Below are 23,606 nucleotides of genomic sequence, written 5' to 3'. Positions count from 1 at the left end.
GACGAATACGAATGACAGTACATTTTGCACAAACCTTAGAAAAACTGGAACAAGTCGTTGATCGTCTGAGACAAAGTGGGATGCCTGATGTGGTATACCAATGGACGGAGGGGATTTCTACAGGTGAACTAACTGAGCTGGAGGAACGGCTGCGGATGCCTTTGCCTGCCTCCCTGTCTGAATTAATACAGCGGTGTGGCAGCTTAAATTTACTATGGTGCCTCCCCCCACACTGTATTGTAGCTGATGGACCGGAGTGTTCATATAAAAACAGCAATGATCTTGAACAAGAGCAGAGTATCCTAGACGATATCACAGGAGAGTTTGGCTGGAATCATGAGTATATTGGCTATTTTACATCCTATGGGGAAGATACCGACTCGGTAGCGGACGAGCAACGATATCTGATCCTTAATTATAATGGTGCGGGTGATCCGATACTGCTTGATATGGCGACATCCACTACAGAGCCAGCGGTGTTCTGCTATTATCACGAGTTGGACCAGTTCACGCTGCTTGCGAAAAATCTACCTGCCTATATAGACACCATGCTCACCTTGCATGGGCTATGGCTATGGGATTGGTTTAAAGTGGCCGATGAGCATGGCATTCAGCTAAACAGCCCACCACTGCAACTCTGGCTACGCTGGTTGAACATGTTTTGCACAATGAAACTGGAGGATGCGCAGTCGTTGGAGACGCTGATCCATTACACCACCATGCATGGCGTAGATCATCCTGCTGTGTTGCAGGCTTTTCAAGCCTATGATCCAAAGGATATTTTTCTTGCCTGGGAGCAGCACTGGCAGAACATTCAACATAGCCAGGTTCCATTCTCTACTTGGGCCGTTTTGGTAGGGGAGACCGCGGGGATGGGGGCGGCTGATTGGGTCCGCTCCTTGTGGGAACCGGAAACCGCGCAAGCATGGACATCTTTAGCTCAAAACAATACCCTACATGCTAAGGGTGCATTTGTGTCCACACGTGCCTATCTGAGCGCCCGTTGCCTACCCGAGCAGGAAGGCTTGGTATGTGTTTGCAATCACCTGCTACAGGATTCGGTTGCAGAAGACAAATTAGAAGGATACACGGCTAATGGGCAGCTACAGCATTTTCGTTCACCACAGATCATTAACTGGATGCGGGATAAAGTCAATCATCCGGTGGATGGCTGGGCAATACTTTTCGCTCACTCCCGTCCTACAGCTGAGCAGTTGATTGAATGGCTATCCGATAGCGAGCTTCATCAGAAAATTGCAACGGAGGCGCTGGATATCATGATTCATCGGGATCTCCTTCCCGCTCTGGAAGCAGACGCTTGGGCCAATATCTCAGATCTGCTTCTTGCTTCTTTGCAGCTCGTTATGCTCAAAAAAGATAAACGTCGCATTGAAGCCGTGCTTAAGCAGCTTTCAGACGCGGATTCGCATGTACAGTGATGCGAGGCAAAGAAAGTTAGCCGCTGCGTCAGCGGCTTAACCCCCTGAGGAAAGTATCTATAGTGAATGCGATCAATTCATCATTGGATTTTGCCATAGGAAGTTCAAAATTCAGGAGCAAAGAAGTCAATCCGTGCAGCATGCTCCATACGGATCTGGCGATCAGGCGCTCATCTCCTTGCATGATGCAGCCTTCCTCCATAGCGGCTTTGAGCCCAGCTTCAAGCAGCTCAAAGCCTTTAAAACGCCCACTGTCTATAAGGCTGACCAAGCTTACAGATTCCAGGTTGCTGATAAACAGGATGTTGTAATATTCCGGGTTAGCCGTTCCAAAACGAACATACGCATCAGATACCGTTTTCAGTGTGTCCAGAGCGTTCAATCCCGCTGCCTGTGCTTCATCCACACGCTGCTGAAGAGCCTGCAGGAACAAGGTATTTCCTTCTACCAGCAGTTCACGGACCACGGCTTCCTTATTGGCAAAATAATGATAAATAGTTGTTGGTGAATATTCGATCTGATCCGCAATTTTGCGCATGGAGACTTCGGCATATCCTTGATTCAGGAAAAGCGACCGGGCGGCCTCAATGATTTTCCGGCGGATCTCACTGCTTTCACGTTCTCGGCGTTTGATATGTTTCATGAGTAGATATACTTGCCCTTTCTGCCTACCCCAATTTGGCGGCGATACGATCAGCTTCCATTATACCCGAGTTCATAACCCCTTGAAACCCGCCCCCAGGCTGTGTCCAGGCCCCTACCAATGACAGACGATTCACAGCTGATTTGTGCTTCAGTCTTTTTATACCGGACTGCCGGACCGTTTGTGCGTAGCCATAAACGGCCCCGTCGGGATTAGCGGTATAACGCTGCATCGTGCGCGGTGTGCCCAACTCGGCGACCACTACCTTGCTGCGAAAACCCGGATACAGCTGTTCTAGACATCCCAGTATCTGCTGTGTCACGGCTTCTTTTTTGGCTTTATATTGGGGACGTGCGGCTGGCCAGTTCTCCAATCTGTCCAAAAATGTAATTGCAATGACACCCTTTCCCGGTTCATTAAGCTTAGGGTCCATGGCGTTATAATTCGTGAGCATCCAGTTGCCTTTGGTATACTGGCCGCTCATCATAACTTCATAATCTGTTTCCGAATCCGGCTCATTGCACAGGATTAAGTCTTCTTCGGTAATGCCAAGCTCATGAGGCTCACATGATAATCCCAGATATAGCTGGGTGAGAGACGTGCCAGTCTCCAGACTGCTGACAGCTTCCAGCTCACGACGGGCAGCATCATGGTTTTCCAGTAGGCGGCCATACGTATGATGGGGACTGATACCAGACACAATCCAGTTGGCTTTATATACATCGCCTTTTTTCAGACGGACTCCAACTGCTTTACTGCGTTCGATTATAATCTCAGATACTTGACTGCGCAGGTGAACTTCTCCTCCCGCTGACTTAATAGCGTCAACCAATGCATTGGATAAAGCCTGTGCGCCTCCCTCAATGTAGTACGTCCCCTCCAAATGATAGCCGATCCAGGGAATGAAAAAATACAAGGCCGCAAGCCGCTTTGGAGGCAATCCATAATAGGCCCACAGCGCGGTAAAGAATTCTATGAAGCGGTCAGACAAACCGAACTGGCTTACAGCTTCCCAGGTCGTCATTTGCGTCCAACGGAAGAAGGTTCCTGCTTTGAGCAGGCCAACCGCCTTGCGCCAGGAAGTGAGAGTAGAAAAAGCAGAAAAGCCTGTTTCAAAACGGCGAATGCCCGCGAATAAACTGACAATGCCCGACACCTCAGCAGGAAACATATTTTTGAGGAGCTGCACATACTCCTGAACATCGGACGGAATATCAATGGTCTGTCCTTCCCAACGAATGGAGTAAGGGTGCTTTTTGCGGAGAGGAACAATTCGCTGGTCCGCATTGCAGTCCTTTAACAGCCGACCGAAGCTGCCCTCCTCGAGTCCGCCGACACCGTGCAAGGAGACATCAAAGGTATATCCCTTTCTTGTAAATTCAGTTGCGAAACCGCCAGCTAAAGTATGGCTTTCAAAAACAGCTGTTCGGTAACCGAGCGCGGAAAGTCTTGCTGCACAGGACAAGCCACCCAGTCCTGCACCGATGACAATAACATCGTATTGGTTCATGATTTCATCCCCTTTTGTTAACATCGTTATATAAGTTAACACTGTTAAGTTAAGGAGATTATATACCACAATATTACCGTTGAAAAGCCCCTATGACTTGGTTTTCCTGCTATAGATGAATACCATGAGTTCGACATATCCACTTCTAATTGCAAGTTGCTTTAAGGATTTTTGTAGAATCATCCGTAACGAAAGTAAAACTTTTTATATAAAAAACACCCAAAAATGTAGCGCTTTCACTTGTCAGATTCCAATGAAGGTGCTATCCTTCAAGTGGGATTGTTACTGAAAAGGCAAAACCCGAGTACACACGTGTACCCGGAGTTTGCCTTTTTTTGATTTGTATGAATTCCACAGCATACAGTCAACCATCCCGAACATGTAGTAAGCGCTTTTAAAAATGACACCAAAGGAGATTAATCTCATGCAAAGAAGACGTTTTGCCCTTGTATTATTATCTTTCGTGTTCCTGCTTACGATCTTTTTCCCATCCTCCAGCTCAGCCGCAGCAGCCGATGTCCCAGCGCCACAGGCTACCCTACTTACTCAGGTACAGCCTTTGGGTGAAGTCGTTTCTGCTGTCGTACTGAAATACAGCACCAATATTGACGGGGCATCCTTATCTACGTCCAGCTTTCAGGTTCAATCTGTACTCAATGATGTATATACAGACAGAACCGTAACCGATGTATATACCAATGATACTGGAGCCATCACCAACCGCAGTACTCATGGCAAATATGTCGTGATTGAGCTGGATACGCAAGATAAAAATGCAAGTACCCTTACTTACGATGCAACAAGCGCAGTTAACCGCATCAACACGTTGAATTATACGATTAGTCAAAAGAAAGATATTGCAACTTCAAAGAAAACAGTCATCCCAGCCTCTACACAGACTGTAAAAGCAACAGATAAAATTACACCAATCGTGGACGACTTCCAAAAAAACACCTTTGAAAATAAAGAAGGCTTCAAGCTGAACTACTTTACATTTGAGCCTAAAGTAGAGCCTGACAAAACCTACCCGTTGGTTGTATTCCTGCACGGAAACGGCGAACGCGGTGATGGAAACGGAGTCAACCTGTTAGCGAATGCTGGTGCTGTCACTTGGGCTTCTCCTGAGCAGCAAGCCAAACACCCATCCTTCGTCATCGCTCCACAAAGCCCGATTGACCTGGAGCATAAATTCATTTGGGCGGATGAGCCACGCAACAGCGCTGTAGCCGATTTGGTACGTGATACGGCGTTAAAATACCCGATCGATACCAACCGAATCTATATTGTTGGTATTTCTCAAGGAGCTATGGGAACGTGGAGATTGTTGGAAAAAAATCTGGACTTGTTCGCCGCAGGTGTGCCGATTGCCGGTTTGACCAACTATGAAAAAGCCGTTAACATGTATGCGCCTGTTGAACCTACACACGTCGAGGCATTGAAAAACGTCCCGATTTGGGCCTTCCATGCTGCAGACGATACCACAGTAAGTCCTAAAAACTCGCAAGAAATGGTCGCTGCCATTAAAGCACAAAACGGAAACCTCATTCACTTCACTGAATACGAAGCAGGGATTATCAAACCTACGGGACACTTCTCCTGGGTTCCCGCTTTGCAAAATCAGGATATGATTGAATGGCTGTTTGCACAAAAGAAATAAAATTGTTTTTCATATCTATAAAAAATAGCGCCAGAACGGTTCGATACCCGCCTGACGCTTTTTTATTATTCAAAAAAAGACACCTACTTTCCTGTGTACCACCATCAGGAAGGCAGGTGCAATATCAAAACGAGGAGACTGAAAAATTTGACACTGGTATTGCCATTTGCAGTTAACTTGGAACCTGCTACTTCGCGCGTTTCGCAGCTTTGATCGTTCTCAAAGCTCGTCTGCGAGTTACCTTGTTTGGACTCCGAAGCTGTCTTCTGGCAGTTGCCACATCTGCTTTAGCCATGTGCACATCACCATCCTATTCACTTAGGCTCATATTGGGAGCATGCACCTAAAGACTGTTATTAATGATTATGATTCTCATTATCATTTAAAATTATATAATGAAATCTACTAGCATGCAAGAGCTTTGGGAGAAGTATGTATCTTTATTACGGCAGTGTTCATTTCACCCTTTTACGCTTCTGTGTTACATTATATAAGTAAAACGAGAACAAAAATTCGAATCAGAATTTACGTTCGCCATTTTTCATAGTCCTTTATTCCGAACTAAGTCAAAGTCTATATCTTCCCGACATGTGTTCCATAACAGTTCATCTGTAAGAAAACTTAATGCATCCATGTTGCGCAATCGTTCGACCAACTCAGTAATCACATCTATGTCTTCACGTTGTACATGTCTTGCAAGAGTGATTCCTCCCGTGTCACCATCAACATATAGATGCGAATAATGCTTTTCCTTTTTTACATGTCGAAGAGTAAGCACGCTATTGTCGATCATCATGACGTAACGGTCCTTGATCAGATAGCCTTCAAAAAGCTCATACATATGCGGAAGATCACAGGGACCAAGAATGACACTTACTTTTTCAAAATTGCCTTTGTTCATTTAGATTTAGCTCCCTTCACATCTATTAAATCGGCCTTTACTATAGATTAGATTTGTAATTTTTATAACTTTTCAAGATTAACCTTTGTAGTTATTTTATATCCTTTAAAGATAAACTTCAATAGGTAATGCTATTTCTATTTAAATTTCTATAATGAGGTGTATGTATGGGAATTGTTTTTAAACTTGAAGAATTACTTCGAGAAATCGGGATTACTAAAAACGCTCTCGCTCGTGAGGCAAAAATCAGGCCTAATACCATCTATGAGATGTGTAACAATACATCCAAGCGAATCGAATTTAAAACATTTAATACCGTGATGGAAACACTGATTCGGCTCTCTGGTCGTCCATTAACCCTACATGATGTTCTCGAATATATACCTGAGGATGAATCAGAGAAACACTGATACATTCACAGAATAGTCCGCTGCACCTTATATCTCTGCCCTGGCAGGGATATTTTTTTCCTTGTTATTTAGCATAATCGTTATCATTATTTCAGAGTACGTGTAACTAGAATCTATACTGATAAAGGAGTATTTTTTATCATGAATATTCATGAGAGATATCATTTTAAACTTGGCGATATTTTAGAAGAACTTGATATTTCCCGAAATAAACTGGCCGTAGAAGCAAAAATACGTCCGGCTACCGTAATAGATATGGTAAATGGCAAAACCAAAGACTTGAATTAGAAACACTTGTCCATATCCTGGATTCTTTGAACAGAATTGCCTATCAACGAAGATTTTCAAGGACTATTACTCTTGCTGATATTATAGAATACATCTCCGAAGATGGAATGGAGAAACAGTGAGACTGTAACATGAGAATGAAGATTACTATTGCCCAGCGGACATCTCCATGACTAAATAAGTAGTTGCCCGTGCTCCCTTTTCCCCAAATGAAAGAAGCGTTGGGACAGCAAGCCCAACGCTTCTTTATAATTAATAAGCAACTTATACTATGATTAATCCACTTTGCCGCCCTCTACGACCAGTTGATCTGTAAAGCCTTCTCCGTAAACAGAGGTCAATGTGTCCTTGTAGGCTTGATGCACAAAGTTTTCCTTGCCTAATGTAGCCAGCTCATTGTTGATCCAGTCTAATAACTCCTTATTTCCCTTTGCGACTGCGGGTGCAATCGTATCTTGACCACCAAAGGCCGGGATGGTTACGGTAAAGCCAGGGTTGGCCTTTGCCCAGGCGATCAACTCTGTATTATCGTTGGCAATGGCGGCGCCGCGTTTGTCTTTGAGGGCTGAGAAGATTTCTGTATATTGATCGAATTTAAGCAGCTTGATGTCAGGGTAATTTTTCGTGAAATAGGTCTCAGCCGTTGTTCCCTTTGCGACAATCAGCTTCTGATCCGAATTTTTCAATTGGTCAATCGTGGTGATTGGAGCGCTATCAGGTGACACAATGCCAAAGGATAATTTCATATACGGGTTGGCAAAATCGACTTTTTCTTTACGCTCATCCGTCACCGTAAAGTTAGCCATGATGATATCTACCTTGTTGGATTCCAAATAGGCGACCCGGCTGGCAGCATCCACCAGAACAAATTCCACCTTGGACTCGTCACCCAAGAGATCTTTGGCAAACCGCTTCGCAATATAGACGTCAAAGCCTTGATTCTTCCCTTCCGAATCCACGTAGCCAAAAGGCGGCTTATCTGCAAATACACCTATTCGAATCTTGCCATTCTTTTTAATGTCCTCAATCGAAGCAAATTTAGCCGAGCCTGAACTACCGTTGGTATTTCCGCCTCCTGCACATCCCGCCAAACCAACAATCAGCAAGCTCAAAGCCAGTAATAACGTCGTGAACTTCATTCCTTTTCTCATCTGTATTCATCCCCCTGTTTATATCGTTTCGTACTGAAATATATCCAGAAAGTGCTGGGCACGCTCTGTTTCCGGTTGGGTAAAAAATTGCTGTGGCGTAGTCATTTCGCATATCTGTCCTTGATCCATAAAAACGATACGATCTCCTACCGACTTGGCAAATCCCATTTCATGCGTCACGATAATCATGGTCATGCCCTGCTGTGCCAGCTCTCGCATGACATCCAGCACCTCTCTGACCATCTCCGGGTCCAAGGATGCGGTGACTTCATCAAAGAGCATAATTTCCGGGTTCATACACAGGGCGCGCACAATCGCAATCCGTTGCTTTTGCCCGCCTGATAATTGTCTCGGATACGCATCTTTGCGATCCAGCAGACCCACTCGCTCCAATAGCTGCTCCGCTTGCTCAAGTGCCTCCTGCTTGCTTCTCCGCTGAACTTTAAGCGGGCCGAGTAATATATTTTCTAAGACCGTCATATGTGGAAACAGCTCGTAGTTCTGGAACACCATTCCGATATGCTGCCGCACCTCACGCCAATTCACTTTCTTATCCGTCAGGTCCTGCCCTCTATAACGGATATCTCCACTCTGGACCGGCTCCAGACCATTGAGACATCGGAGGAGCGTGCTTTTTCCACATCCCGAAGGACCGAGAACGACCACGACTTCCCCTTTCGTTACGTCCAGATTAATCTGTTGCAGTACTTTTCGGTCTTCGAAGCTTTTGTGCAGCCCTCGAATTTCGAGTAAAACCTCCACAGCCTCTCCCATGACATCCACCCCATCCTGCTAATTTTGCCATCTGCGTTCAAATCTTTTGGAAAGTCTGGATAACGGATAGCATACGAGAAAATACAATATGAAAATAAAGCCGTACACCCAGAAGGATGCCGAGGGCGCCTTGATTACACCAAGCTCAATAATCTGCTGCCCGACCTTGACCACTTCCACTACACCGATCAGCACCACTAATGAAGTAGTTTTGATCATCCGTGTCGCCAGATTAATAGAACCGGGAAGCATTCGGCGCACCGCCTGGGGAATGAGCACATAGCGGTATAACTGTCCATATGTCAGTCCCAATGCTTGCCCGGATTCCACCTGATGCTTGGGCAGTGATTCCAATGCACCACGAACGATGTCACCAATCTCGGCCGCTCCCCACAGGCTGAATACGATAATTGCTGTCAATTCCCCGCTGATATTCACATTCAACAAAGGAGTAAATCCAAAATATACAACATACAACCACACCAGAATTGGAATAATGCGGAATGTCTCCAAATATAATTTCAGCACAAACCGAATCGGTCTTGATTTTAAGGTGCGCAGCAACCCCATCAAAATGCCTAATAGAGTACCGATAATAATGGAAAGTAACGCAATCTCCAGCGTAACGAGCAATCCCCCTAATAGACGCTCGAAATTGGAACCTTCAAAAAGTACATTAATCCCCGAATTCAGCATATCGCACCTTCCTTTCCACCCATGTCAGCAGTATCGACAAAGGTAAAAGCAGAACGAGATATGCCAATACCAGCAGAATTAGCGATTCTGTCGTTTTGTAGTACATGCCGATCAGGTCTTTTGCCACATTCATCAGATCTAATAAAGCAATGGCGCCAACAATGGAAGTCTCCTTGAGCAAAAATATCGCATTCGCTCCCAGAGACGGAACACTGATGGCAAAAGCCTGTGGCAAAATAACATATCTCGCCAGTTGTATCTTGGACAGTCCGAGACTCAGCCCGGATTCCGTCTGGGTTTTACTCACTGCTTCCATTCCCCCACGGAACGCCTCAGCCATATAACCCCCGCCCAAAAAGGTCATGCCCACAATGGCACACGTCATTTCGCTCATATGCAGACCTACTTTCGTAAACCCGTAATACAGAAAATATAACTGTACAAGCAGCGGCGTATTTCGGGAAAGCTCAATATAGGCAACAACGATGCCGCTAATTCCCCTTACCTTGTAATACAGTACTGTGCTGCACAGCAAACCGACGACTAATGAAAATAGAATAGCAAAAAAGGCGATCTTCAACGTCAACCACATAGCTTCTCCATATAACGGCAAGCTCTCTACAATAAACTCCCAGTCTAAGTTCATATGTGTATACCTTTCGATTTTCAATTATTCCTATGTACTTGCTCTGCTTAATAACAATGATTGTATTCCTGCCCAATTATTACGTCAATACTTGGATGAAAATTTGTCATATTTATCTATGATTCAGGAATAAAAGTGTTGTTTTATTTCAGAAATAAATAAAACAAGCTTGAAATGAATAAATTTCATTTCAAGCTTTGATTTATGCTATACGATTCATCATACGAGCGGCTCGGTAACAAGAGGGCCGCCGAGCTTCTCTACAATTAAACGGCTCTCCTCATTTAATCCCCGCAGGGTGATGGATTTGCCGGATTTCGTATACTTTTGCAACACCTTGCCGATGGCAGTAACTGCGGAGTGATCCCAAATATGAGAATGACTGAAGTCCACCACGACACGTTCTGGATCATCCGAAGGTTCGAAATGATCGACAAAATGAGTCGTTGAAGCAAAAAACATCGGACCCCTGACATGGTACACCTTTTCGTCGTTGTTCTCCGTTGCGCTGATGCGAATTTTAGCCATTTTCCAGCCAAAATGCAGAGCACTCAGCAGTACGCCTACGATCACGCCCTTGGACAAATCATGCGTAGCCACCACAATGATCACCGTGACCACCATAATAAACGTGTCCGCCTTGGGTACCTTAGCAATGTTTCGGAGCGATTTCCAGTCTACGGTTCCGATACACACCATAAACATGACTCCTACCAATGCACCCATTGGCACTTCCTTTACAACCCCGCCAAGCACGAGCAGCAGAAAGGCCAAGAATACCCCAGCCGTAAAAGTGGACAAACGCCCTCTTCCACCAGAGCTGACATTAATGACGGATTGTCCGATCATGGCACAACCACCCATACCACCAAAAAAGCCATTTACAAAGTTGGCAATCCCTTGCCCGCGGGCTTCCCGGTTTTTATTGCTCTTCGTTTCGGTCATTTCATCCAAAATACTGGCTGTCAGCAGCGATTCCAGCAGTCCAACCAGTGCCATCGTAAAGGAATACGGCAACAAAATCCGCAAAGTATGCCACGACCACTCAATTTGCGGCAAATGGAATGAAGGCAGCGAGCTGGTTAGCATACCGATATCTCCTACCGTTTTCACATTCAATCCAAATACATACGTAATGATCGTCATGATGATGATTGCCGTCAATGGAGCAGGAATGCTTTTCACAAATCTCGGTAAAATATACACAATGAGCAGCGTCCCCGCTACCATCGCGTACATGATCCAATTAGCTCCATGAAAGTGGGTGAGTTGCGCCATAAAGACGAGGATCGCCAGCGCATTCACAAATCCGGTCATAACCGGCTGCGAAATAAAGCTCATAAAGCGACCTATTTTCAAAACACCCAGCAGCACTTGAATGATTCCTGCCAAAATGGTAGCTGCAAACAGATATTCGACGCCATGATCCTTCACCAGGCCAACGACCAGTACCGCTACCGCTCCAGTTGCTGCCGAGATCATCGCCGGACGTCCACCTGCAAAAGAAATGACAATTGCCATCGATATGGAGGCGTACAGTCCGACCATGGGATTGACCCCCGCAATGATCGAGAAGGCAATCGCCTCGGGAATTAGTGCTAGCGCTACGGTCATGCCCGCAAGTATATCGGCCCGGATATTACCGAACCATTGTTGTCTAAGATTCATACTGTCTCGTTCCAGCCTCCTATATTTACGGAGAGTAGCGTGTTGACTCGCACCCCGTGTGTTTCGGGTCTCCGTCCAGCGACCAATCGCCAAGGCTCTCCTATCATTCAGTTCGTCTCTCCCAAACGAACCCGGTCCGTTACATTCAGTCCATCATTATAACGTAAGGAATTCGCAGAGACGAATGAGTTAAAAGGCTGTTTACAGAAAGAAATCATCTATTTCCTTGAAATAACGATCATTATCTTCATCTTATTCGTTTTCTTATAATTAAAATTTTCGCAATTTCTGTACAAGCTCCGATAGAGATTCAGCAATCTCAGAGTCCGCATGCTGCTGGAGTAAGCCTTCAAAGTCAGGCAGTGCTTGCTTCAATAATCGATAACTATAGTCATAATAACTCCAAAAAGCTACCGGATCATAACCGCGTGCTTCTTCCTCTTCCCACTCCAGTTCATCTTCTTCTGGATCGCTGTCTGCCGGCCATAGATATTTTTCGTCCAGCAGCATGGTTAGGGATTCTACAGACTTCTGTGAATCCTCTTGTGCGTTTTCCATGTCCAATGTTCCAACAACCGCATGGTACAGTTCCAACTCACTCCGCGTGATATCATCCGAATTTCCCATATGCATATTACGCAATAAGAAAAGTAACACCCATGGCGTAACCTGCCACAATGTGCCTTGATGCTCTATCAGATCAGCAATGGCTGCGTACTCCCCGTTGGATATCAATTGTGGCAACTCCGTGCCCCTACCATAAGGAGTAGTCAGGCGGTGCCATGGCACATCTGCAATTTGGAGATTATTCATCTTATGTGTATCCATAAGTTTTCCTTTCTGGTCAGTATCTAGAATCTTCCCGATTTAAAAATGGAATATAGTAAAAAGGCAACCATTAAGAGAGCGACAACAAAGCCGATTTCAATGGCAGGTACATTCCACAGCATGGTCACCTGATGATTCAGCGATGAACCGATAATAAGTCCGACCATAATAATGCTGAACGCTAACAGCACGATACTGAATGACAGGCGGTTACTGATCTGATCCAGCCTGCGCAGAAGCATTTCCAGCTCCGGCACAGTAACCTCCAGCTTAAGCTTGCCCTTGCTGATAATCGAGGCCAAATGCCTCGCATGTCCTGGTAGTTCCATCAGCGTCTCCACCAGCTCAGTCGCACCACCCAGCAGCTTGCCTCGGATACGACGACCGCTGAAGCGTTCCTTCAATAGCTTGTTACCAAAGGGCTCAGCCAAAGCGATAATACTGAGATCGGGGTCCAGGTGCTCCACGACCCCCTCCAGTGTCAGCAACGCCTTGCCTAGCAACAGGACATCCGACGGCAAACCAATCCGATGGCGCTGCGCTGCGCCAAATAGGTCGTTCAAAGCATCACCAATACTGATCTGTGAGAAAGGAACGTCTGAGTAATCTTCGCGTATCTTGTCCAGATCAGCACGCAGCGCATTCAGGTCGGTGTCCGGTTCGACCAGACCCAAACGTTCGATAGACCGAACCATGGCATCGGTATTTTTGCGCATCAGGGCAATAATGAGGGAAGCGAGATGATTCTTCATCTCTTCGCTCAACCTTCCCGTCATGCCAAAGTCCAAATAAGCAAGACTGCCATTTTTCAAAACGAGTAAATTCCCCGGATGGGGATCGGCATGAAAAAATCCCTCTATAAAAATTTGATGCAGCATGCTGTTCACCAGCCGCTGCGCCAGTTCTTTCAAGTTATATCCACGGCTCTTCACGACTACCCAAGTGAGTTCCGTCTAGAAACTCCATAGTCAGTATACGGGAAGAGGTATGATCCCAGTATATTTTCGGAATATAGATATGTGGGTCCTGCTCAAATTGGAGCGCAATCTTCTCTGTGTTACGGGCTTCATGGTTGTAATCCAGCTCCTGAATGAGCGATCTCCCCAGCTCCTCTACCATCTGGCGAAGCTGATACCGCTCTACCCACTCCCAGCGCTTGGCTGCCATAGCGGTCAATTCCCGCAAAATGTCCAAATCTCGCCGAATGATGCGATTAACGCCAGGACGCTGGATTTTAATGGCGACCATTTCGCCGCTGTGCAGCTTGCCCAGATGCACTTGCCCGATCGAAGCAGCGGCCAGCGGAACATCGTCAAAACGAACCAGTATGTCCTCTAATGACGTGTCCAGCTCTTGCTCCAGAATGCCACGCGCCGTTTCAGATGAAAACGGCGGTACCTGATCCTGAAGCTTAACCAGCTCACGGATAATAGGCTCCGGCAGCAGGTCAGCACGTGTGCTTGCCAACTGTCCAAGCTTGATGAATGCAGGCCCCAGATCCTCCAGCACAAGTCGAATCCGTTCACCTAGCGTTTTGGACTCGGGAGTTTCTCTCGTCAGCCACTTGCGAGGCAATGACAGCAGCTGGAACAGTCCCATTTCTTCCACCATATAGCCAAAGCCATGACGCGCCAGCGCCATGGCAATTTCCCGGTAACGACCGGCGTGCTTCATACGAACCGCCATTTTAATCCAGCCGGTTCGCTTCTTCAGCGTCGCTCGAACCCGTAAGCGCCGCCTTTTCTTTTTCCAGCTCCGCTACCTGTTTTTCCAACAATGCCACACGCTGCTCCAAACTTGTAACATCATTTTCGGTAGGTACTTCCAGCTCCTGCAAAATGCGGCTAACCTGTTCGCGGATCACTGTTTTGAATTGTCCCTGTTCCTCTGCCCCTCGTTCGATCAGACGATCGACCAGCGCTTTGGATTCCGAGGGCGCAAGTTCTCCCCGGTTTACAAGATCCTCGACGGCTTTCTCCACCTTTTCTTTGCTGACAACGGTGAGGCCCCACCCCAATGAGATGGCTTTTTTGAACAAATCGCTCATAATATATCCTCCCCTACCTGTGATTACCTATAGTATAACCTGAAAAGGGGAGCCGCATAAAGTTCGCAGCTCCCCTTCCTCAATGAATGGAATGATCTATGTTTAACCCGGAAAGCGTCCAGCCCACTTGGCAGCCTGAAGCAGCAGCTTGCGGTATCCCTCGTGCTGGAAGCTTGGCTGATTATGTCCAGGCATCAAATAGACGACCCGACCCAAGCCATAGGACAGTGACCATGCAGCCGGCCACCACTGGCCTTCGTGTTCATATTCCATCAGTAGTGTTTTTTCAGTGAATGGATCAAAATCAAAACGATACGGCTCCTCTTGCATTTCGAACGGCTCGATTCCTTCCATAATCGGATGATCCGGCTCCGTTACTTTGAAGGAAAGTGGACCTGCAGCCGGGTGTCGCAAGAAACGTGCCCCCATTAACTGTGCAATTTCATACCGTCCTTGCAATGTGATTCCGTTATGCAGCACAAGCAATCCACCCCCGCCACTAACATAAGACAGCAATCCTGCTGTTTGTTGAGGTGACAGAACCTCCTTGCGGCTATCGCAGTACGAGATACATAGATCAAATGAGGTTAGATTTTCCTTGAGCAGCATTTTACGATTCTCACTGCACTGTACGGTCATCCAATCCTGTAAAATATGGCTAATCTCTTCGTCCACCCCTTGCAGCGGGTGAAACTCCGGATACGAATAATCTCCTAACAACAATGCTTTTCTTTTTTCCATGATAAATCCTCCTTGCCTGACTTGTATATAAGGACTTTAAAGGCGGGGCCCGTGTCATTTATTCTTGTTTGTGGGGTCAAAACGCTCAGAAAATTCCGTTTGGCCCTTATCCATTTCCCATAACACCGCCATCATTGTCCGAGCTACGGCATATATAAATAATTCTACAGACGACCTATTAAATCCTTTAGCAGACGATTATAGCATATATGTTCGCTCGCAATAAACTTATTAAAACTTATTCAAAATTTATAAATCTGAACGATGGCGATTCGGCCTGTTTATGGTATACTCGTAAGAAAAAAAGTGCGTCCATGCTTGATTAACAATGAAGGGCCGCTTTTTGTAAGAATTTATGCTTGCGGTTATAGAATTGATAAGAATTGCCTCAAACCTTATACATTCTATAAATCTTAAAAAACCGGGGAGGTTGCATGAATGAAAAGGACTGGAATGACCCGGCCCTTGGACAGCTTGGGGCGAATTGTGCTTCCTAAAGAGTTGCGCATGACGATGGAGATTGACATCGGCGATCCATTAGAGTTTTTTATTGAAGACCAGACACTCATGCTCCGTAAGTACAAATCAACCAACTGTATATTTTGCGGTGCGGTTGATACCAACACCTACTTTAAAGATCAGTTTATCTGCGATGAATGTGCAGCCTCGATGAAAACGGAAGATTTAGTTCCGGTCACAGCGACTGAAACCCATTCACCCCCACTTAAGCAAAATATGCATATGAAAAAAATTTATCAGCGCACAGACGTTATTTTGGAAAAAATGAGAGAGCTTATGGAAGAACATCCAGCATCTTCACAAAAGCAACTTGCCTCCATGCTTGGCGTGAGCCAGGGAAGGATTTCCCAGCTGAAAAAACTCATGTAAGCGAATCACCAAAAAATTAATGTATACGCTTCCATACTATGTAAGGTTTAAATCTATTGAATTTAGAAAAGCCGGGCCCTTTAGGGACTCGGCTTTTTTTCGCTTATATGAAGTGATGCACTCGTTTGCAAAACTATTGACCGTAAACCCGGCATTGTTCTACCCAGCGTGCTGCCGCCTTGGGAAGAGATGCAAGATGAACATGCGTGTAGGCTGCCAAAAGGTTCCCTTTCGCATAACCCTCGCTCTGGAGACCACGCATCCCCTTGGTTTGATAGGCGTAGGAGTAGGGGGCGGATGATTCATCATATTGCATGACAGAATAATGAAATTCATGTCCCCGAATGGTCTCTCCAGCCTCCAGCAGCAAGCAATTCTGCAAAGCGGTTGCTTCCCGGTATCCCAGTGCAGCCCGTTTCTCCTGCATGCGGACGTCCGACGGAATAACCCCGGCCATGTGATAGGCATTCCCCATACGATCCGTAAGTGTCCGTGCCAGTACCATATAACCGCCGCATTCGGCGAATACTGGCATATCCCGGCTTACCGCGTTGCGGATATCTTCCAAAAAGCCCGTATTTGCAGCGATATCTGCGGCAAACTCTTCGGGGAAACCGCCGCCCAGGTATAGGCCGCTTGCCTGCTCAGGTACGCGTTCTCCCGCCAGCGGACTGAAGTAGACAATCTCTGCTCCCGCCTGACGTAGTAAATCCATATTTTCCGGGTAGTAAAAATTGAACGCCGCATCTCTGGCGACGGCGATGACGGGACGTTCCCCGGTATCAGCTTCATGCCCTGCTGATGGAAGCCAATCCGGGGGAAACAACGGTTGTGCGGGCAGAGACAACGGCGGAGCCGAATCCGCCAATGCCCGCAGTGCATCCAGATCCGTACCCGCGCGGATCAGCTCTGCCGCCCGTTGGAAAAGCGGCTCCAGCTCGCCGCGTTCCACAGCGGGTACTAAACCCAGATGACGCTCAGGAATATCCAGCCCGTCATCACGCTTTAACCAGCCTAGCACGGGGATGCCGCACTCCTGCTCAATCGCCTTTTTGACGATGCCATAGTGCCCTTGGCTACCGCAGCGATTCACAATTACGCCTACAATGCGCAGCTTGGGCTCCAAGCGCTGAAAGCCGAGCACAATAGCGGCGGCGCTTCGTGCCATACTGCGCACGTCGACCACCAGCAATACAGGGCTGTCCGTCAGCATGGCGATCTCAGCGGTCGAGCCGGTGTTGCTGAGCGGGTCCTTGCCGTCATACAGCCCCATGACGCCTTCAATCACGGAAATATCCGCGCCTTCGGAAGCACGGATAAAGGTTTCACGCACCGTATCCGGTGAGGTCATCCATGAATCCAGATTACGGGAAGAAGTCCCGGTCGCGGCAGTATGATAGGTCGGATCGATATAATCCGGCCCGCACTTAAACCCTTGCACTCGCAGGCCGCTGTCGGCGAACGCCTTCATCAGCCCGAGGGTAACAGTCGTTTTGCCTGCGCCGCTGCCTGTTCCGGCAACAACAATACGGCTTCTGCGCGTAGCGGCAGACGGATCAGACTGTACAGCCTGCTTCATGATGTCAGTCATAGGAAACCCGCGCTACAGACAGCGTCATATTGCCGCTTTTTTTCTTCTCCAGCAGCCAATGGTCTGCACCAGAAGACAACAAGGCTGAAGGTTCACTTACCCCATATGCGCCAGTGTATTTGAAGACGGTTTCCGATGGATTGGGAAGCTGCACCTTATTCAGCTCTGACGGAGTATACGTCACCAGTTCCCAACCGTATTTGGCGCAAAGGGCAAGTAAGCCCTCTTCGTCCTTTTTCAGATCAATGGTGGCAATATTCCGTACGCTTTTCACAGACAAACGCAGCTCTTGCAAGGTGTCCAGCACACCCGCCTCCAGTTCCTCTAATGCAGTTCCACGGTTGCAGCCGATGCCGAGCACCAAGCTTTTCGGACGGTACAGCACGCCATTAGAAAGAAGCTGCTCCTCTTCCTCCGGCTCCAATAAACGGTCACTCACGACCAATGCGGCGTTAAACGGTTCTTGCAATGCTTCTGCCGTCGAAGCATATACCTTGATATGTCCAGGTACAGGCTTGTCATAACGCCACCAGTTCCGTTCGCCTGTCTCTTGTATGAGCGCAACAGGCTCCTCGTTCACAACAGCGGCGCTCACAGGAGTGGCCTTGTCGAAGCTATCGACCACCCAACCCAATTCCCGACCAAACATGTCCACCGGGATCGTGCCCTGCACGTCCGATGCAGTCGTGATTACAGCACGTGCGCCCAGTACAGCCGCTACATGGCGGGTCAATTCATTGGCGCCACCCAAATGGCCAGACAATACGCTAATGACATGCTCGCCACGATCATCAATGACAACTACCGCTGGGTCTACCTTTTTATCCACCAAAATTGGTGCAATCATACGAACCACTGCACCGAGAGATATAAACAAAATAATACCGTTATATTGTTTAAATAAATCCGGCAAAATCAGCTTGACCGAGCCTTCGAACAATTGAATGCCACGCTGCTGCTCGTCGCCACGCTCAAACTTGGACATGTAATACACATCCGTGCCCGGAAAGCTGGCTCCCAAATTGCGGACCATCTCCACTCCATGCTTCGTGATCGCCACAGCGGCAAATGGATTACTCACCGGGCTTCACTCCCTTCCGGTAGCCATGGGTGAACGACTTGTCATACAGCTTGGAACGATGCGCGTCCTTGTCCACCAGCTCCGGGTCGAGCGCCCAGCCTGCCAAAATCATGGCATGCATCGTTATGCCTGCTGCACGCAAATCGGCGGGTAATTGAGCAAGCGTCGTGCGTACGATCTTTTGATCCGGCCAGGTCGCGCGCTGCACAACCGCTACAGGCGTGTCCTCACTCCAGCCTGCTGCCAGAAACTCAACGACCACCTTCTTTGCCAGCGTTGCGCTGAGGAACAGTGCCACTGTACAGTGATGGGACGCCAAGTCCCGCAGCTTTTCCCGATCCGGTACAGGTGTACGGCCTTCGGCACGCGTCAGAATGACCGTCTGCGTCAGGTCAGGCACAGTTAGCTCTGCACCCAGCACCGCCGCAGAAGCAAAGACCGAGCTGACGCCTGGTACGATTTCGTATGCTACTCCGCGCTGCTTCAGCAACACCATTTGCTCCAAAATCGCACCGTACACTGCCGGATCACCTGTATGTACGCGAGCTACACTGCGTCCAGCCTGCACAGCCTCGCTCATAATCTCGACCTGCCGCTCCAAATCCATGCCTGAGCTTTGCAATACCTGCGCCTCTGGCTTGGCCGTGGCAATCAGCTCGTCGTTCACGAGTGAATCCGTGTACAATACCACATCGGCCGTGCGTAGAATCCGGGAGCCTTTGACAGTAATCAGCTCCGGGTCGCCGGGACCTGCTCCTACGATATATACTTTGGGCTCCAACGTCATTTGCTCACCACCATTAAACTCAAATATTCAAGCTCCTGTCCGCGCAGCTCACGTGCGTCGCGCCATACCATTTCATAAGGGGAAGTGACCTTGGTAATGACTGATGCACGGTCCCCAAGATGGAGTTCATCCAGCACATCCAAAATCAAATCCAGTACCTTGGCAACCTTGATAAACACGACCGTATCGTGATTCTCAATCGCCTGCTTCATCGCTTCCCGATCATCCGTAGCCGGAATAATACCGACCTGCTGATCTCCGTCTGCCAAAGGCAATTCCAGCGCTGCCGCCGCTCCCAACACAGACGAAATGCCCGGAATAGATACAATCGGCACCTCAGGATGGAGATCCTTCATGAGCCGTGCCAAATGAATAAAGGTACTGTACAGATTAGGGTCTCCCTCTGTGACAAAGGCTACATCCTTGCCTTGGCTCAGTGCCTCCCAGCAAGCAACCACCGTTTTGTTCCACTCCCGCTCCAGTACAACCGGGTCCTTGGTCATTGGAAAAATGAGTCCCAGCATCTCCTTTTCCTCCGGGTTGACGTACAATTCCACGATTTCGTGAGCATACGACTTACCTCCCCGGCGTTTCTTCGGATAAGCCACAACTGCACATTCCTGAATCATGCGATACGCCTTGACTGTAATCAGCTCGGGATCACCCGGCCCCACGCCTACGCCGTAAAGTGTTCCTGTTGCCGCCGTATTCATGCTGTCTCTCTCCCCCTCTTGAATTACCAGCTTACTCCCCTGCTACTTCGTCAGCCACGTCCACCGACGGCTGTCCTGTAATGACATATATCGGATTGAGTCCGTCAAAACGAGTCATATTCAAAATCGGCTTGCTGCGCGCTGTTTGCAATAACGTCACCGAAGTATCGAGACCTGCTGCTTGCATCGCCTTCATCCCGTCATGCAGCGTCTCAATCGTTGCAGCATTCACTACAATTCGTCCATCCTTCCGCAGACGGTAAGCACACAGACGAATCAGTTCGGCCAATTCTCCCCCGCTCCCACCGATAAACACCGCATCCGGGTCTGGCAGATCTTCCAGTCCGGCAGGCGCTTTGGCATGAATAACCGGGAAATCGGTACGGAATTTGATTTTGTTCGCTTCCACATTAGCCAGATCGCCTTCGTTCTTCTCAATGGCAAATACTTGCCCATACTTGGCCAGCCGCGCACATTCCACCGCTACAGAGCCGGAACCTGCGCCGATATCCCATACGATGCTTCGTTCGGTCAGACGCAGCTCGGACAAGCTGAATACGCGTACTTCACGCTTCGTGATCAGTCCCTTTTCCGGCTTACGCTGGTGAAATTCCTCATCCTCGAAGCCAAATCCCCGACGAATTGCAGGCACGTCTTCACCCTTACGGCGGCGCAAAATAACCACATTCAGTGGTTGGAACGTTCCCTGCGCCATCTCATCCAACGTATAATGCTGATACGCCTCATCCGGTCCGCCCAAATGCTCGCCGACAAAGGCATCATATTCCGTCATGCCATAATGCAGCAGATAGGCAGCGAGTGCGGCGGGATGATTGCGGTCGTCCGTCAGCAGCGCGACCTTGTTCTGTCCATCGATCCGCTGCGCCAATCCAGTCATCGGACGGCCATGTACGCTTTCCAGCACCGCATCCTGCCAGCTTTCACCGAGACGCGCAAACGCCAGTTGAACCGAGCTGAGATGCGGCAAAATATCCAGATGTTTCGACCCCAGCTTGGCAGACAAATAACCTGCAATTCCAAAAAAAAGCGGATCGCCTGACGCAAGCACGACAATATCCTTGTCCTTGCGCAACCGTCCCAATTCTTCTACCACGGTAGATAAGCCGCTCTTTAATGTTCGTTTTTCCCCTACGAATGCCTTGAAAAAGGCTAGCTGGCGTTCTCCACCAACCAGCAGGTCGGCACGCTCAATGTGCTCCAGCGTCTCCTGCGACAGACCTGCCGCTCCATTTTCACCGATACCAATGACACGAATCACTCTACTCACCGACTCTCGCCCTCCCCAGCACGTTCCCTTTCATCGTTACCAGTACCATTTCCACGACAATTCCACCACCTGCATGGTCCAGACAATGCTGACATCCGTAGGTACACAGCTTTTCAAAAAAGCTAAGCGCATTCGCTTCGGTCATCATATCCGCCACCTGCGTAGCTGTATTGGCCTCTGCCACTGTCGCTGCAAGTGACTCATCCACACCTGCTTCACGTGCAACCTGGGCCAAAAATCCAAAATCCACCGGAGCGCTCTTGGAGTGTACCATCATGACACCTTGAGCTACCTTTGACAGCTTGCCAGGCATACCGACGAGAATAATCTTTTTCATTCCCAGCCGCTTCCCATGCTTAATGGCAAAGCCGACAAAATCCCCCATCTGAATAAAGGCCTCTTCCGTCAGCTGATCGTACATTTGCATGGCATATTTTTCACTGCTGCCGCCTGTAGTCAGGACTATTTCCTGGCAGTTCATCGCTTGTGCAACCGATATGGCCTGCACGACGCTGGCTTTATAAGCTGACGTGGAAAACGGAACGACCACACCACGCGTGCCTAGTATGGAAATACCGCCTAGAATGCCAAGTCGCCCGTTCAGCGTTTTCTTGGCGATTTCTTCGCCGTCCGGTACGCTGATGACGACACGGACACCTTTGGCCGATCCGTGTTCTTCAAGCACGCCTGTCACAGCCTCCGTAATCATCCGTCGCGGCACCGGATTAATCGCTGCTTCCCCGACAGGCACAGGCAGACCAGGCTTCGTTACACGTCCCACGCCGATGCCGCCGTCCAGCTCAATACCCGGCTCCTCGCGCCAGCTAACGGAGGCGATAATTTTCGCCTGATGCGTGGCATCTGGGTCATCGCCACCGTCCTTGATCGTCGTGCAGGAAGCTTCGTCCGCGTCCAACACAGGCTCGATCAGCTCAAACGCATGATCGAAGCCCGCGGGCAGCGATATCACTGCTTCCTTCGGTGGAATGCCCGTGATGAGCAGTTGTACCGCTCCTTTGGCCACTGCAGCCGCACAAGCCCCCGTCGTAAAGCCTGACCGCATCGGCTTGTCCGGCGCGGGAGCTTCACCACTTTTCATCCGTTTGGGCCTGTTGGCGGACGCCGCTTCCTTTTCCATGCCAATTCCTCCTTAACCTCTTCTGCTGATCATGTTCTAATTCATTTCATGATACAGCAAACGGACAACCGCATCTAGCGGACAGCCATTAAGGAGATCGCATTCAATGCTGCTACGACAATTGTACTGCCGCCCTTGCGTCCAATATTCGTAATGAACGGAATATCCAGCTTGCGCAGCTCGTCCTTGGATTCTGCTGCCGATACGAAACCGACGGGCATGCCAATCACCAGTCCGGGTTTAGCCGCTCCTTCTTTTACCAGACGGATCAACTCCAGCAACGCTGTCGGCGCATTACCAATGGCATAAATGCCACCTTCGCCCGCCTGAATCGCTTTGCGCATCGAAATAATGGCGCGTGTCGTATTCAGTCTTTTCGCTTCTTCCATGACGTCAGGGTCAGATATGTACACATGCACATCCCCGCCAAATTGACGGATACGATCCTTGCTCAGCCCCGCTTGAATCATCTGCACATCCGCCACTACCTGCTGTCCTGCACGAATAGCTGCAATCCCAGCTTCAATCGCCTTTGGATGAAACACCATGCTGCGGCCCAGCTCAAAATCAGCAGATGCATGAATGACACGCTGTACAACGGGATATTGCTCTGCTGTAAAAGGATGCTCTCCCAATTCTTCTGTGATCATCTCGAAGCTTTTACCCTCAATTTCCTGCGGCTGTACCGTTAGCGGTTTGAAATCTGTTTTAAAATCCATCG

General features: G+C 48.4%; 24 protein-coding genes and 1 pseudogene. 5 read left to right on the top strand and 20 right to left on the bottom strand.

All coding sequences use genetic code 11. The features are described from left to right. The first annotated feature begins 11 nt into the window (after window positions 1-11). Window positions 12-1,439 carry an SMI1/KNR4 family protein gene (locus tag WA407_RS02135; protein ID WP_336076674.1) on the top strand — a complete coding sequence of 476 codons (1,428 nt, stop codon included), beginning with the start codon at window positions 12-14 and terminating at the stop codon, window positions 1,437-1,439. Window positions 1,440-1,467: 28 nt separating this feature from the next. On the opposite strand, the gene WA407_RS02130 is transcribed toward WA407_RS02135, so the two are convergent. Beyond that, window positions 1,468-2,082 (bottom strand): TetR/AcrR family transcriptional regulator, encoded by a 615-nt coding sequence (locus tag WA407_RS02130; RefSeq protein ID WP_061831995.1) that lies wholly within the window; start codon window positions 2,080-2,082, stop codon window positions 1,468-1,470. A 25-nt stretch (window positions 2,083-2,107) separates the two neighbouring features. After that, entirely contained in the window at window positions 2,108-3,592 is a 1,485-nt protein-coding gene (locus WA407_RS02125; RefSeq protein ID WP_336076673.1) for a phytoene desaturase family protein, read from the bottom strand. A gap of 424 nt (window positions 3,593-4,016) precedes the next feature. Between WA407_RS02125 and WA407_RS02120 the strand changes: the two genes are divergently transcribed. Continuing rightward, window positions 4,017-5,249 (top strand): PHB depolymerase family esterase, encoded by a 1,233-nt coding sequence (locus tag WA407_RS02120; protein WP_235306561.1) that lies wholly within the window; start codon window positions 4,017-4,019, stop codon window positions 5,247-5,249. Between the two features lie 187 nt (window positions 5,250-5,436). On the opposite strand, the gene WA407_RS02115 is transcribed toward WA407_RS02120, so the two are convergent. Then, a complete protein-coding gene (locus WA407_RS02115) occupies window positions 5,437-5,544 on the bottom strand; it encodes a putative metal homeostasis protein (protein WP_158451783.1) in 108 nt (35 codons plus the stop codon). 246 nt (window positions 5,545-5,790) lie between these two features. Next, window positions 5,791-6,150: a hypothetical protein gene (locus tag WA407_RS02110; protein ID WP_235306562.1), complete on the bottom strand. Its 360-nt coding sequence runs from the start codon at window positions 6,148-6,150 to the stop codon at window positions 5,791-5,793. Between the two features lie 167 nt (window positions 6,151-6,317). Here WA407_RS02110 and WA407_RS02105 point away from each other — a divergent pair, with 167 nt between their 5' ends. Together WA407_RS02105 and WA407_RS02100 are read left to right on the top strand one after the other, a co-directional pair. Then, window positions 6,318-6,560, top strand: a complete 243-nt coding sequence (locus WA407_RS02105; RefSeq protein ID WP_235306563.1) for a helix-turn-helix domain-containing protein — start codon at window positions 6,318-6,320, stop codon at window positions 6,558-6,560. Between the two features lie 141 nt (window positions 6,561-6,701). Then, on the top strand, window positions 6,702-6,848 hold the full coding sequence (locus tag WA407_RS02100) for a hypothetical protein (protein WP_235306564.1): 147 nt from the start codon (window positions 6,702-6,704) through the stop codon (window positions 6,846-6,848). 275 nt (window positions 6,849-7,123) lie between these two features. Here WA407_RS02100 and WA407_RS02095 read toward each other — a convergent pair whose 3' ends face one another. The 9 genes and pseudogenes from WA407_RS02095 to WA407_RS02055 form a co-directional block, all read right to left on the bottom strand. Further along, window positions 7,124-7,999: a cysteine ABC transporter substrate-binding protein gene (locus tag WA407_RS02095; RefSeq protein WP_069290583.1), complete on the bottom strand. Its 876-nt coding sequence runs from the start codon at window positions 7,997-7,999 to the stop codon at window positions 7,124-7,126. An 18-nt stretch (window positions 8,000-8,017) separates the two neighbouring features. Next, on the bottom strand, window positions 8,018-8,773 hold the full coding sequence (locus WA407_RS02090; RefSeq protein WP_165177831.1) for an amino acid ABC transporter ATP-binding protein: 756 nt from the start codon (window positions 8,771-8,773) through the stop codon (window positions 8,018-8,020). 18 nt (window positions 8,774-8,791) lie between these two features. Further along, complete coding sequence (locus tag WA407_RS02085; RefSeq protein WP_250266856.1) at window positions 8,792-9,469, bottom strand: amino acid ABC transporter permease; 678 nt, start codon at window positions 9,467-9,469, stop codon at window positions 8,792-8,794. Then, window positions 9,450-10,115, bottom strand: coding sequence for an amino acid ABC transporter permease (locus WA407_RS02080; protein ID WP_254328211.1), 666 nt, complete (start codon window positions 10,113-10,115; stop codon window positions 9,450-9,452). Before WA407_RS02080 ends, WA407_RS02085 begins: the two co-directional genes overlap by 20 nt. 219 nt (window positions 10,116-10,334) lie before the next feature. Further along, entirely contained in the window at window positions 10,335-11,783 is a 1,449-nt protein-coding gene (locus tag WA407_RS02075; RefSeq protein ID WP_336076672.1) for a SulP family inorganic anion transporter, read from the bottom strand. 270 nt (window positions 11,784-12,053) lie between these two features. Continuing rightward, on the bottom strand, window positions 12,054-12,611 hold the full coding sequence (locus WA407_RS02070; protein ID WP_336076671.1) for a hypothetical protein: 558 nt from the start codon (window positions 12,609-12,611) through the stop codon (window positions 12,054-12,056). Window positions 12,612-12,634: 23 nt separating this feature from the next. Next, window positions 12,635-14,297, bottom strand: a pseudogene (locus WA407_RS02065) (ABC1 kinase family protein). A gap of 1 nt (window position 14,298) precedes the next feature. After that, a complete protein-coding gene (locus tag WA407_RS02060; RefSeq protein WP_013312404.1) occupies window positions 14,299-14,658 on the bottom strand; it encodes a phasin family protein in 360 nt (119 codons plus the stop codon). 102 nt (window positions 14,659-14,760) lie between these two features. Further along, window positions 14,761-15,399, bottom strand: coding sequence for a ThuA domain-containing protein (locus WA407_RS02055; protein WP_039271649.1), 639 nt, complete (start codon window positions 15,397-15,399; stop codon window positions 14,761-14,763). 438 nt (window positions 15,400-15,837) lie between these two features. On the opposite strand from WA407_RS02055, the gene WA407_RS02050 reads away from it, so the two are divergent. Continuing rightward, on the top strand, window positions 15,838-16,287 hold the full coding sequence (locus WA407_RS02050; protein ID WP_025721620.1) for an AbrB/MazE/SpoVT family DNA-binding domain-containing protein: 450 nt from the start codon (window positions 15,838-15,840) through the stop codon (window positions 16,285-16,287). 133 nt (window positions 16,288-16,420) lie between these two features. Here WA407_RS02050 and WA407_RS02045 read toward each other — a convergent pair whose 3' ends face one another. The 7 genes from WA407_RS02045 to WA407_RS02015 form a co-directional block, all read right to left on the bottom strand. Further along, on the bottom strand, window positions 16,421-17,878 hold the full coding sequence (locus WA407_RS02045) for a cobyrinate a,c-diamide synthase (RefSeq protein WP_336076670.1): 1,458 nt from the start codon (window positions 17,876-17,878) through the stop codon (window positions 16,421-16,423). Next, the gene (locus WA407_RS02040; protein ID WP_336076669.1) at window positions 17,871-18,959 is read right to left on the bottom strand and encodes a cobalt-precorrin 5A hydrolase; all 1,089 of its coding nucleotides are present in this window, start codon (window positions 18,957-18,959) and stop codon (window positions 17,871-17,873) included. The genes WA407_RS02045 and WA407_RS02040 overlap by 8 nt, the downstream gene beginning before the upstream one ends. Then, window positions 18,952-19,746 (bottom strand): precorrin-4 C(11)-methyltransferase, encoded by a 795-nt coding sequence (gene cobM, locus WA407_RS02035; protein ID WP_160788663.1) that lies wholly within the window; start codon window positions 19,744-19,746, stop codon window positions 18,952-18,954. The genes WA407_RS02040 and cobM overlap by 8 nt, the downstream gene beginning before the upstream one ends. Beyond that, window positions 19,743-20,459, bottom strand: a complete 717-nt coding sequence (cobI, locus tag WA407_RS02030; RefSeq protein ID WP_254328205.1) for a precorrin-2 C(20)-methyltransferase — start codon at window positions 20,457-20,459, stop codon at window positions 19,743-19,745. Before cobI ends, cobM begins: the two co-directional genes overlap by 4 nt. A gap of 31 nt (window positions 20,460-20,490) precedes the next feature. After that, complete coding sequence (gene cbiE, locus WA407_RS02025) at window positions 20,491-21,747, bottom strand: precorrin-6y C5,15-methyltransferase (decarboxylating) subunit CbiE (RefSeq protein WP_336076668.1); 1,257 nt, start codon at window positions 21,745-21,747, stop codon at window positions 20,491-20,493. Further along, window positions 21,740-22,885 (bottom strand): cobalt-precorrin-5B (C(1))-methyltransferase, encoded by a 1,146-nt coding sequence (locus WA407_RS02020; protein ID WP_254328203.1) that lies wholly within the window; start codon window positions 22,883-22,885, stop codon window positions 21,740-21,742. The genes cbiE and WA407_RS02020 overlap by 8 nt, the downstream gene beginning before the upstream one ends. Before the next feature lie 74 nt (window positions 22,886-22,959). Continuing rightward, window positions 22,960-23,604, bottom strand: a complete 645-nt coding sequence (locus tag WA407_RS02015) for a precorrin-8X methylmutase (protein ID WP_226002540.1) — start codon at window positions 23,602-23,604, stop codon at window positions 22,960-22,962. Between the last annotated feature and the right edge of the window lie 2 nt (window positions 23,605-23,606).

Source organism: Paenibacillus sp. 203, assembly GCF_037027525.1.
In the GTDB taxonomy this organism is placed as follows: Bacteria; Bacillota; Bacilli; order Paenibacillales; family Paenibacillaceae; genus Paenibacillus; species Paenibacillus polymyxa_B.
Note: the sequence above shows the minus strand (reverse complement) of the source record. Positions and strands in the feature narration are given on the sequence as shown.

Coding starts and splice junctions, on each gene's coding strand:
- WA407_RS02095 (WP_069290583.1), bottom strand. CDS start 7,999: ATGAGAAAAGGAATGAAGTTCACGACGTTATTACTGGCTTTGAGCTTG.
- cobI (WP_254328205.1), bottom strand. CDS start 20,459: ATGAATACGGCGGCAACAGGAACACTTTACGGCGTAGGCGTGGGGCCG.
- WA407_RS02085 (WP_250266856.1), bottom strand. CDS start 9,469: ATGCTGAATTCGGGGATTAATGTACTTTTTGAAGGTTCCAATTTCGAG.
- WA407_RS02050 (WP_025721620.1), top strand. CDS start 15,838: ATGAAAAGGACTGGAATGACCCGGCCCTTGGACAGCTTGGGGCGAATT.
- WA407_RS02075 (WP_336076672.1), bottom strand. CDS start 11,783: ATGAATCTTAGACAACAATGGTTCGGTAATATCCGGGCCGATATACTT.
- WA407_RS02100 (WP_235306564.1), top strand. CDS start 6,702: ATGAATATTCATGAGAGATATCATTTTAAACTTGGCGATATTTTAGAA.
- WA407_RS02110 (WP_235306562.1), bottom strand. CDS start 6,150: ATGAACAAAGGCAATTTTGAAAAAGTAAGTGTCATTCTTGGTCCCTGT.
- WA407_RS02045 (WP_336076670.1), bottom strand. CDS start 17,878: ATGACTGACATCATGAAGCAGGCTGTACAGTCTGATCCGTCTGCCGCT.
- WA407_RS02055 (WP_039271649.1), bottom strand. CDS start 15,399: ATGGAAAAAAGAAAAGCATTGTTGTTAGGAGATTATTCGTATCCGGAG.
- WA407_RS02130 (WP_061831995.1), bottom strand. CDS start 2,082: ATGAAACATATCAAACGCCGAGAACGTGAAAGCAGTGAGATCCGCCGG.
- WA407_RS02090 (WP_165177831.1), bottom strand. CDS start 8,773: ATGGGAGAGGCTGTGGAGGTTTTACTCGAAATTCGAGGGCTGCACAAA.
- WA407_RS02060 (WP_013312404.1), bottom strand. CDS start 14,658: ATGAGCGATTTGTTCAAAAAAGCCATCTCATTGGGGTGGGGCCTCACC.
- WA407_RS02015 (WP_226002540.1), bottom strand. CDS start 23,604: ATGGATTTTAAAACAGATTTCAAACCGCTAACGGTACAGCCGCAGGAA.
- WA407_RS02135 (WP_336076674.1), top strand. CDS start 12: ATGACAGTACATTTTGCACAAACCTTAGAAAAACTGGAACAAGTCGTT.
- WA407_RS02080 (WP_254328211.1), bottom strand. CDS start 10,115: ATGAACTTAGACTGGGAGTTTATTGTAGAGAGCTTGCCGTTATATGGA.
- WA407_RS02070 (WP_336076671.1), bottom strand. CDS start 12,611: ATGGATACACATAAGATGAATAATCTCCAAATTGCAGATGTGCCATGG.
- cobM (WP_160788663.1), bottom strand. CDS start 19,746: ATGACGTTGGAGCCCAAAGTATATATCGTAGGAGCAGGTCCCGGCGAC.
- WA407_RS02125 (WP_336076673.1), bottom strand. CDS start 3,592: ATGAACCAATACGATGTTATTGTCATCGGTGCAGGACTGGGTGGCTTG.
- WA407_RS02120 (WP_235306561.1), top strand. CDS start 4,017: ATGCAAAGAAGACGTTTTGCCCTTGTATTATTATCTTTCGTGTTCCTG.
- WA407_RS02020 (WP_254328203.1), bottom strand. CDS start 22,885: ATGGAAAAGGAAGCGGCGTCCGCCAACAGGCCCAAACGGATGAAAAGT.
- WA407_RS02105 (WP_235306563.1), top strand. CDS start 6,318: ATGGGAATTGTTTTTAAACTTGAAGAATTACTTCGAGAAATCGGGATT.
- WA407_RS02115 (WP_158451783.1), bottom strand. CDS start 5,544: ATGGCTAAAGCAGATGTGGCAACTGCCAGAAGACAGCTTCGGAGTCCA.